The sequence below is a fragment of the Thermus thalpophilus genome (assembly GCF_022760915.1).
GTDB classification, from domain to species: domain Bacteria; phylum Deinococcota; class Deinococci; order Deinococcales; family Thermaceae; genus Thermus; species Thermus thalpophilus.
In genome coordinates this window covers 1-8993 of sequence record NZ_JAKTNS010000055.1, presented here as the reverse complement: position 1 = coordinate 8993, position 8993 = coordinate 1, and the positions used below count along the sequence as shown (strand labels likewise).

The 8993-nt window shown below is 64.0% G+C and carries 9 protein-coding genes; all 9 read right to left on the bottom strand.

Features of this window, described 5'->3' with window-relative positions; all coding sequences use genetic code 11:
• Nucleotides 1-414: 414 nt before the first annotated feature.
• Nucleotides 415-2235, bottom strand: coding sequence for a bifunctional sugar phosphate isomerase/epimerase/4-hydroxyphenylpyruvate dioxygenase family protein (locus L0D17_RS12485; RefSeq protein WP_243095607.1), 1821 nt, complete (start codon nt 2233-2235; stop codon nt 415-417).
• Between the two features lie 3 nt (nt 2236-2238).
• Nucleotides 2239-3210 carry a zinc-dependent alcohol dehydrogenase gene (locus tag L0D17_RS12480; RefSeq protein WP_243095606.1) on the bottom strand — a complete coding sequence of 324 codons (972 nt, stop codon included), beginning with the start codon at nt 3208-3210 and terminating at the stop codon, nt 2239-2241.
• Nucleotides 3207-4703: a tripartite tricarboxylate transporter permease gene (locus L0D17_RS12475; RefSeq protein WP_243095605.1), complete on the bottom strand. Its 1497-nt coding sequence runs from the start codon at nt 4701-4703 to the stop codon at nt 3207-3209. The genes L0D17_RS12480 and L0D17_RS12475 overlap by 4 nt, the downstream gene beginning before the upstream one ends.
• A gap of 3 nt (nt 4704-4706) precedes the next feature.
• Nucleotides 4707-5141, bottom strand: a complete 435-nt coding sequence (locus L0D17_RS12470; RefSeq protein WP_243095604.1) for a tripartite tricarboxylate transporter TctB family protein — start codon at nt 5139-5141, stop codon at nt 4707-4709.
• 10 nt (nt 5142-5151) lie between these two features.
• Nucleotides 5152-6123: a tripartite tricarboxylate transporter substrate binding protein gene (locus L0D17_RS12465; RefSeq protein ID WP_243095603.1), complete on the bottom strand. Its 972-nt coding sequence runs from the start codon at nt 6121-6123 to the stop codon at nt 5152-5154.
• 104 nt (nt 6124-6227) lie between these two features.
• Nucleotides 6228-7427: a 4-hydroxybenzoate 3-monooxygenase gene (locus tag L0D17_RS12460; protein ID WP_243095602.1), complete on the bottom strand. Its 1200-nt coding sequence runs from the start codon at nt 7425-7427 to the stop codon at nt 6228-6230.
• Nucleotides 7414-7680: a dihydrodiol dehydrogenase gene (locus tag L0D17_RS12455; RefSeq protein ID WP_243095601.1), complete on the bottom strand. Its 267-nt coding sequence runs from the start codon at nt 7678-7680 to the stop codon at nt 7414-7416. The genes L0D17_RS12460 and L0D17_RS12455 overlap by 14 nt, the downstream gene beginning before the upstream one ends.
• Before the next feature lie 8 nt (nt 7681-7688).
• On the bottom strand, nt 7689-8201 hold the full coding sequence (locus L0D17_RS12450) for an aromatic-ring-hydroxylating dioxygenase subunit beta (RefSeq protein ID WP_243095600.1): 513 nt from the start codon (nt 8199-8201) through the stop codon (nt 7689-7691).
• A gap of 15 nt (nt 8202-8216) precedes the next feature.
• Nucleotides 8217-8993 (bottom strand): RHO alpha subunit C-terminal catalytic domain-containing protein (locus L0D17_RS12445; RefSeq protein ID WP_279231816.1); only part of this gene is annotated, 777 nt, incomplete at its 5' end.

Sequence of the window (8993 nt, the reverse complement as noted above, 5' to 3'; positions counted from 1 at the left end):
GGTCCACGGGGCACCTCCTCGTGCTAAGGTGTGCCCCCCTATTAAACACGGACCCTTACACATAAATCCTTACACGACCCACTTCCCCTCAAGGATATGCACCGGGGGTATTGAAAAGGGCTGTGGGGTTCCCGTCTTATGACGGGTAGGATGACGACCACAGCCGAATTCCTACTTTCCGCCATCCTGGTCCGCCTGTCCAGCCCCCACTTCCAAGCCTCCCCCAAAGCCCTCCTCCTTCTCCTCCAAAGCCATGGCCAAGCCAGGCCCCAGCACTGCCCCACCAAGTCCCCCGCCGCATCCGCCTCGCCCGAGGGGAGGGGAAAAGGCCCTGGACAGGGCCAGGCGAAAGCGAGGCCCCAAGCCCAAGCTTTGGGTGGTCCTGAACCTCGTCAGGCCGGAGAAGTAAGGGGTTTAACCGCTGGCGAGCTCGTAGGCCTGGGCCTGAAGGCGCACCGCGGTGTTGGCGGCGCCGTAGGCCTCGTAGCCCCCCCGGCGCTCCACCACCTCAAAGAAGAAGCGGCCGCGGAAGGTGGGGGTGTAGAGGTGGAGGAATTCACCGCCCTCCGGCGACCTGTCGTAGAGGAGCTGGTAGGTGGCCAGCACTTCCACCATCTCCGGGGCGAGGCCGTGGCGGGCGGCTAGGGCGGGATAGTAGGAGGCGGGGATGCGCAAAGGCCGAAACCCTCTCTGGAAGGCTCGCTCTGCGAAGGCCAGAAGGTCTTGGGTACGGAAGGCCACGTGCTGGATGCCAGCGTGGCCCAAGCTTCTGAGGAAGCGAGAAACCGCCGTGCCGATGCCCTCCGAGGTGTTCACCGGGATGCGTACCCGGCCGTTGGGACTTCGGACAGAGCGGCTATAGAACATGCCGTAGGGGTCAAACACCTCCACCGCTGGGTCCACCTGGAAGCCAAAGAGGGCCTTGTAGATGAGAAGCCAGCTGTAAAGCTCCCAGCGTGGCACCACGTTGGTGAAGTGGTCCACAGCGAAAGCTTCCTCCTCTCCTTCCCCTCCCGAAGGGGTAAGCCTGTAGGCTCCCAGCACCGGGCTGTCCACCAGGTAAAGCCGGGTGTGCCCCACCGCCGCCACAGCGGGGAAGCCGAGGCCCTCCTCGGGCCGGGGCACGAGGGAAAGCCCCAGTTCCCGGGCCCTCGCCCCAAGGGGGGCCGCCTTGCCCACCCTGAGGCCTACCCCTTGCACGGAAGGGAATTCCCGCCCGCCCTCCTCTTCAGGTGGAAGCCGGAGCAAAAGCCTCGCCTCGCCAGCTTGGTACAGGAAGAGATCCAAGGCGGGGTGGCGGGCCTCGAGGCGGAAGCCCAGGGCCTGGAGGAGGTCCTTGAGCTCCGCGAGGTCCTCCTCCTCGGCGGCGATCTCCAGGAAGTCCACCCCCTGCACCGCACTCCCCGCAGGTAAAGGGGGAAGGAGGAGCCCAAGGTGGTCAAAGAGGTGCTTGAGCGCCCTCAGGCCGTCTTGGGCTACTTGCTCCGGCGGGGCGGCCCGGAACCACTCGTTGAAGATCTCCAAGGACACCGGCCCCCGGTAGCCGGTGACCAGGACCCTTTGCAAAAAAGCCTCCACAGGCCAGTCCCCCTGGCCCGGCATGGCCCGGTGGTGGCGGCTTAGGGCCAGGGGGTCCATGAGGAGGTTGGGAGCGTCGGAAAGTTGTACCAGAAAGATTTTCTCCCCCGGTAACTGCGCGATGGGCCCCAAGGGATTTTGGCGGACGAAGCAGTGAAAGCTATCCAGGACGAGGCCCAGGTGGGGGTGGTCTGCCTGGCGGACGATCTCCCAGGCCTGGGGCCAGTCCCGCACGTGCCGCCCCCAGGCCAAGGCCTCGTACCCCACCCGGAGCCCCCGTTGGGCCGCGGCCTCCGCCAGGGCGAAGAGGTCGGCGGCGGCCTGTTCCGGGTCGTCCAAGGCCAGGAGCGAGGTGTTGGAGCAGACGTAGGTGAGCTCTACCCCCAAGGCCTCCATCAAGTCAAACCAGCGCTGGGCCCGGTCCAGGTTCCTGCTCCGATGGGGCTCCGGCATGGCCTCGTAGTCACGGAGGGGCTGCAGGGCCACGATCCTAAGGCCCAAATCCTCCGCCAAGGCCTTGAGCTCCCGCGGCGTGCCGCGGAAGCCCGCCAGGTCCTCCTCAAAGATCTCCACGGCGCGGAACCCCGCCTTGGCGATGGCCAGGAGCTTCTCTTCCAGCGTGCCGCCGAGAGCGCAGGTGGCGATGGCCCACTCCATAGGTCACCAGAGGAGGACGAGCTTAGGCTCGGGAATGCTACCTTCCAAAAGGGCAGCGAAGGCCTCATCCGCCCGCTCCGCCGGCCAGAGGCGGACCAAGGCCTCGGGCAGGTGGGGCAGGAGGGAGAGGGCCTCCCGGAACTCCTCGGGGGTGAAGAGGTAGCTTCCCAAAACCGCCTTCTCCCGGAGGACCAGGTCCTGCAGGTCCAGGGGAGCTCCCAGCCCGGAAAGCCCCACCACCACCGCCCGGCCCCCCGGGGCGAGGAAGGCCAGGGCCTGGACCAGGGTGGCCTCGAGGCCCACCGTGTCCACCACCAGGGGATAAGGTTGTTCGGCGAGCTCTTCCGCCGCCAGGGCAACGCTTTCCACCACCCCCAAGGCCTTTAGCCGCTCAGCCCGCTCCCCCTTGGGCTCCAAGAGGTCTACCCTTATTCCTTCTTCCCGGAGGAGCCAGGCGGCAAAGGCCCCCATGGCCCCGCCTCCCACCACCAAAGCCCGTTCCCCAGGCCTAGGCCTTGCCCGGCGCACGGCGTGCAGGGCCACGGCCAGGGGTTCGGCCAAGGCCCCCTTCCAAAGGGGAAGCCCCTCGGGCAAGGGGTAGGCCAGGGCGGCGGGGATGCGGATCCACTCCGCAAGCCCTCCTGGAAGGTGGAAGCCCAGGTGGCGCCGCTCGGGGCAAAGGTGTGGGCTTCCCCCCAGGCAGGCGCCGCAGGTCCCGCAGGACAGGGCGGGGTAGAGGGCCACCCCTTGCCCGAGGAGTTCCCCTGGGCCTTCCTCCACCACCCCCACCACCTCGTGCCCCAAGACGAGGGGAGGGTGCCAGCGTGCCCGCATGGCGGGAGTGCCCTTGTAGACGCTCAGATCGCTGCCGCAAAGGCCCACGGCCGCCACCTTGAGGAGAAGGCCCTCTCCATGGGGCACAGGGCTCTCCTCCAGCTGGAGGTGGCCATAGTCCCGAAGGACCCAGGCTCTCACTCCTCGTACCTCCCGGCCAAATCCGAAACCGGTTTGGCCCTTGCTTCCCGCCTGCGCAGGTGCAAAAGGGTGATCACCAACACCACGTCAATGAGGGCCAATGCGGCTGCCATGGGGCGGTTGAAGAACGCCATCAAATTTCCTCCCGCCTTGATCAAGCTCATGGTGACGTTCTGCTCCAGAAGCGGGCCCAGCACCAGACCCAGCACGATGGGCCCCAAGGTGAACCCGCTCTTCCGTAGCAGAAAGCCGAAAAGCCCCAGGGTGGGAAGCAGGAAAAGGTCGTCGGGGTTGCGGTTGATGGCATAAGCGCCCACGATGCAGAGGCTCATCACGGCGCTCAGCAGGAGATGGCGCGGGATCTGGGTGATCCGACTTACGAGAATGACCGCAAGGAAGCCAATCAGTGGTCGGAAGACCACAGCGCTCAGGAAGAAAGCCAGGTAGATCTGGAATACCAGCCCGAGCTGATCCTTGAAGAGCGCCGGGCCCGGAGTGATGCCGAGGGCCATGAACAGACCCAGCACCACAGTGGTCATGGTGTCCCCCGGGATTCCCAGAGCCAAGGTGGGGATCCAGTCCCCGGCGATGGTAGAGTCGCTACCCGCTGCCCCGGCCAGCGCCACCTGTTCAGGCTTGTGGTTGCGGCGGAGGCGGACAAAATTGGAGCTCATCCAAGCCGCTGTGTCTGAACCCGCCCCCGGCATGAGGCCTATGAAAACCCCGATTAAACTGGAACGCAAAAGGAGCCAGCGCTCCTGCCAGACCGTTAGGGGAGCCTCGAGGAAAAAGGTGCGCAAGAGCCGTCTTAAGTCAAAACTGGGCTGGGCCTGACCCTGGGTCTTGTGCAAAGGGAAAGCATGTAAGGCATAGAGCACCTCGCTGACCCCGAAGAGGGCGATCAGGGCTACGATGAACTCTATGCCCCCGAGTAAGTAGGGGTTGTTGAAGGTGAAGCGGGGAGTTCCGAAGGAGGGATCGACCCCCACAGTACCCAGGAGCATTCCAAAGGCGAAGCCCAAAATACCCTTCAACAGGGAGGGAGCCCCAAAGATACCGCTGATGACCCCCATGAGGACCACCCAGGTATTCTCCACGGACGAAAAGAGCTTAGCCACCTGGGCAAGCCCCAAGGATCCCAGCACCAAAAAGAGGATGCTGATCAACCCCCCCACGGTCGCTGCAGTGGTGGATAGGCCCAGGGCGAAGGCCGGGGAACGGGTCCGGCCCACCTCGTGGATCTCCTCGGTATAGGCGGCCGAGGCCGGGGTTCCTGGAACCCGAACCATCACGGAACCAGCGTCGCCGGTGAAGATGGCCGTGGTGGTAAGGCCTATGACGGCGGCGGCGGCTTCAGCCGGGCTCAAGAAGATTAGGATGGGAAGAACCAGCACCAGGCTCAAGGTTGCGGGGATTCCTGGGAAAAGCACCCCTTTAAGAAGGCCATAGACCACGCCCAAGAGCAGGGCAAGCAGGGTGTCAAAGCCGAACACGCCTCACCTCACCTTGAGCAACTCGGCAAAGACAAGCTGCACCAACGCGCCCACCACCAGTCCGAGATAGAGGACCTCCGCACGGCGGGCCCCGAGCAAGGCTGCGGTCAACATGCTGTAGACAACCGCAGTAAACACCAGCCCGAGCTTGGGAAGGAGCCAGGGAAGAAGCCAAAGGGCGCTCCAGAGGAGAACCATCCGAACGAACGATTCCCTGCGCAACGTCCAGAAGGGCTTGAGCCCGGCTTGCCGTCCGACCCTCGCCAGAAGGGCTAGGCCTCCTAGAACCAAAATCCCGGCTAGGATCCGCGGGAAGAAAGCCGGACCGGGGGCGCCCCCCTGGCCAGGTGGAAGGCTCCCGCTAAAATGCCAGACGGCCAGGCCAAGGAAGACAGCGATAAGGGCTACAAGGGCTTCCCAGACCCTTTCTTCCTGCATTCCCGCCCCCTTAGAATTTAAGCCCCAGTTCCTGGGTGATTTGGTTCATGGTCTTCGCTCGCTCCTGGAGGAAGGCCAGGCTTTGTTTGCGGTCCAGATGGTTGATGACCAGGTTTGCGTTCTGCATGAAGCGGACAAAGTCAGGGTCCTGCACGGCTTGGGCGAAGGCCTTGTCCAAGACGTCTATCACCGAAGGCAAAGTGAACCTGGGCGCGGCGGCCATCAAGAAGGAAGCGAACGTCCAGTCCACGCCCAGCTCCTTGAGGGTGGGTACCTCAGGGAAGCTGGGGAACCGCTTGTCGGTCATAAAGGCCAGGTAGCGGGCCTCGCCGGCCTTGACCAGTGCGCTCGCCTCTCCGATGGAGACGAAGGCCACGTGGATTCCCCCTGAGAGGAGCTCTTGCATGGCTGCGGCCGCTCCCTGCGTGGGAACCCAGGGAAGCGCATCGTCTTTTAGCCCCAACTTCCAAAGTAAGCCTAACCGGGCGAAGTCGTAGGAGCCCCACCTAGCGGTGCCGGAGGCTTTGTATTTGCCAGGGTTTTGCTTGATGTCGGTAATAAGCTCCTGCGCGCTGCGCCAAGGAGCGTCCTTGCGGACCACAATGGCCACCGGATTGAGCACCAAAAGCGAGATGGGTGAGAACATGTCGGCGTTGATCTTGGTCTGGGCTACCCAGGGTGGCAGCACCACCTCGAGGGTGATAATCCCGATGGTGTAGCCGTCCGGCCGGGCCTGGGCGATGGCCCCGTGGCCCACCGCCCCGCCACCCCCGGTGCGGTTCACCACCTGAACGGGCACCTTGAGGATCTTCTCCAACACCGGCGCCAAGGCCCGGGCCGTGAGATCGGTGCTTCCCCCGGGGGACCAGGGCACGATGAGGGTGATGGGCCGGGAAGGGTACCGCTGCGCCCATCCCTGGCCCAAAGCCAGGGCACCCGTGGTGCCGATGAGCCACTTCAGAACCCGCCTGCGCTCGAACATCTTTGACCTCCCCTAAGGGTTTTGGGAAGAGTTTACCCTGTGTGCCGGAGCGGACAAGGGCCCGGTTCGGTATAGACGAACGGCCAGATCCAAATAGCCGAACGCTAGGCCAGACTCCGCACCCACCGCCCCGTGGTGCGCCGCCCCGTGTAGTTCTCCGCCAGAAAGCGCTTAAGGGCTTCGGAACTGAGGACCTGCGCCAGGTGGGCCCGGCGGAGCCCTTCTTGGAAGGAGTCGGGTTGGGTGTGGAGCAGATGGGTCATCCAGTACGAGAAGAACTCCCCCTGCCACACGTGGTCCAAGCAGGTTTGGGTGTACCGACGTAGGCCCTCTTCCCCTCCCTTCTTGTAAAGGGCCCAAAGGGCCTGGAAGAGCGCCACGGCATCGGCCACCGCCAGGTTCATGCCCTTGGCCCCGGTGGGGGGCACCACGTGGGCCGCATCCCCCACCAAGAAAAGGCGGCCGTACTGCATGGGCTCGGCCACGAAGGCCCGGTGGGGGGTTAGGCTCTTTTCCAAAAGGGGACCCGGCTCCACCCTAGCCACCCCGTCCAGGCGGAGGTTGAGCTCCTCCCAGATCCTCTCCTCGGGCCAGTCGTCCAGGTTCTCCTCGGGGGACACCTGGAGGTAGTTGCGGGCCAGGCTGGGGGAGCGCATGGAAAAGAGGGCGAAGCCCCGCTCGTGGCTGGCGTAGATGAGCTCCTCGGCGGCGGGGGCGGTTTCCGCCAGGATGCCGAGCCAGGCGAAGGGGTAGGTGGTCTGTTTGAGGAGGAGGCCGGGCACGAAGCTCCGGGCGCGGCTGTGGGAGCCGTCCGCTCCCACCACAAACTCCGCTTCCAACTCTCCTTCCCGGCCCTCGGGGGTGCGGTAGCGGGCCTTGGGGGCGGTGGTGAGGTCGGCCAGGTCCACCACCTCGTGTTCAAACAGGATCTCCCCGCCCTCCTCCAGGAACCGGGCGATCATGTCCCTTACCTGGTACTGCTGCCCGTAGACCCAGATGCGCCACCCCTCGGCCAGGCTCGGGAAGTCTATGCGGTGGAGCTCCCCGGCGTGGGCCAGGTAGATGCCCTGGTGCTCGTACCCGTTTTGGAGGAGGCTTTCCCCAAGGCCCGCCTGGACCAGGATTTCCCGGGTGCCCCATTCCATCACCCCGGCGCGGATGCGGTGGGGGCTTGTTTCCACGTACTCCCGGCTCTTGGCCTCGAGGACCACCACCCCAATGCCCTCCCGGTGGAGGAGGTGGGCGAGGAGAAGACCGGCGGGCCCGGCCCCGATGATCAAGACGGGTGCCCTATTCGTTCCCATATTCGCATCCATTTGCGAAGATGAGCAGGTCGGAGAGGGGGCGTACCTCCACCTCCCCGTCATCGGGTCCGAAGGGGGTGGTCAGCAATCGGGAAAAGGTTTCCACCGTCTGCCAGGTGAGGGCCTCCAGCTCTATCGGGTCCAGGTCGATGCTGTAGCCAAGCCGAGGCGAGCGGATGCGGAGGCGCTCCCCGTTTCCGGTTTGCACCTTCTCGACGATGACCGTTGTGAATTCGTTGGTTAGGGTGATCATGGCGCCTATTACAGGAAAAAGCTAAGGTTATGCGTTGGGAGGGTGCTGTGATCAAGGATCACCAGCCTGCGCGCCAACTTCCAGCGCCCTCCTTCCCGACGGAGCACGTCTCGGCGCTCGGCGGAAAGGAAGGTGAACTCCGGTTTGTCCCAGCGGCTGCGAAACAGGAGGAGGTTCGAGCGCACCTCCACCTCTTCCCCCCGCTCTGTGCTACGCGGTTGACCCACGCGCACATTGGTCACAAAGTGCCGCAGCCTCGAGGGTGGATCCTCTGCCCAGGCAAAACCCGTTTCCAAACGGGCCACGCGCATCTCTAGGGAGGTGCGGTCTTCGTCCAGGTGAAACATGCGGTCGCTGACCCCGCTTGGACCCCCTTCCGGGGAGCGCTCCCGCGTCATGCGGATGGGAACTTGGTAGACGATATCGTCGGTAACCAGCTCAAGCCAGTCCCGGTAGCGACCCTCGTCAAGAAGCTCCGCCTCGTGGTGGAGAAAGTCCAAAATTTCCCGGATCGGGTCCATGGTTTCCCACCCCCCTTAGGGAAGGACCATCTCAAGGTAACGACGATAGAAATTCCGCAAATTCTCGTCGGTGAAGTTGATGGGATAGGCGACGCCAGGTCCTGGCCAGTTGGGGTCTACCGGCGCGTTCCTTCCCATCTGATAGTTGAAGCGGAGCTGGCGCCCCAGGGTGCTGCCAGCGTTAGCCGCCACATGGGACCAGATTTCCGTGTCGTCCTGCTCGAACGTGCCCGAGGAGCCAAAGAAGCGAAGGTAGGAATGGCGTGCCTTTTCCTTAAACCAGTCGGGAGCGTCCTTTTCCACCATTCCCCACGAGATGATCTCGATCCGCCCTGGACCCAGGGGGTGCCACACGCGGAAGGTCAGCATGGGAATCGGTTTAGGGAATTTGTGGTCGGGCTTTCGGATGGGATTGTGGAGGGAAAAGTTGGGAAAAAGGGTTAAGAGAAAAATGCGGGTTTCCTTCGCCACCTCCCACTGTTCCCGCGTGGGGTAGGACGCTTTGGCGCGTTCCATCATCTCTTCGGGGTAGCCCCAAAACGGAGGGAGGCTCGCGCCGGGAGGGCTACCCACCACCATGGCGCCGTGCCCTTTGCCCGGGATGTGGATTTGCTCGCCGTACATGGCGTATTTGGCATCCCGGGGGGCGATTCCAAGCTCGATCATTGAGCGGTGGGTCATGAGGGTGTGGTAGCTGTCGCTGATGAAAGTTTCCAAGGCCAGTTTCCAGTCGGTGTGGGCTTGCCTAGTAAATTGCCTTGTACCCCGGAGGGGGCGGGAGAAGGGAGAGAA

What these genes read in the sequence shown, in the direction of transcription:
- L0D17_RS12455 (WP_243095601.1), bottom strand. Translation starts at nt 7,680, where the DNA reads ATGATCACCCTAACCAACGAATTCACAACGGTCATCGTCGAGAAGGTG.
- L0D17_RS12460 (WP_243095602.1), bottom strand. Translation starts at nt 7,427, where the DNA reads ATGGGAACGAATAGGGCACCCGTCTTGATCATCGGGGCCGGGCCCGCC.
- L0D17_RS12450 (WP_243095600.1), bottom strand. Translation starts at nt 8,201, where the DNA reads ATGGACCCGATCCGGGAAATTTTGGACTTTCTCCACCACGAGGCGGAG.
- L0D17_RS12470 (WP_243095604.1), bottom strand. Translation starts at nt 5,141, where the DNA reads ATGCAGGAAGAAAGGGTCTGGGAAGCCCTTGTAGCCCTTATCGCTGTC.
- L0D17_RS12485 (WP_243095607.1), bottom strand. Translation starts at nt 2,235, where the DNA reads ATGGAGTGGGCCATCGCCACCTGCGCTCTCGGCGGCACGCTGGAAGAG.
- L0D17_RS12465 (WP_243095603.1), bottom strand. Translation starts at nt 6,123, where the DNA reads ATGTTCGAGCGCAGGCGGGTTCTGAAGTGGCTCATCGGCACCACGGGT.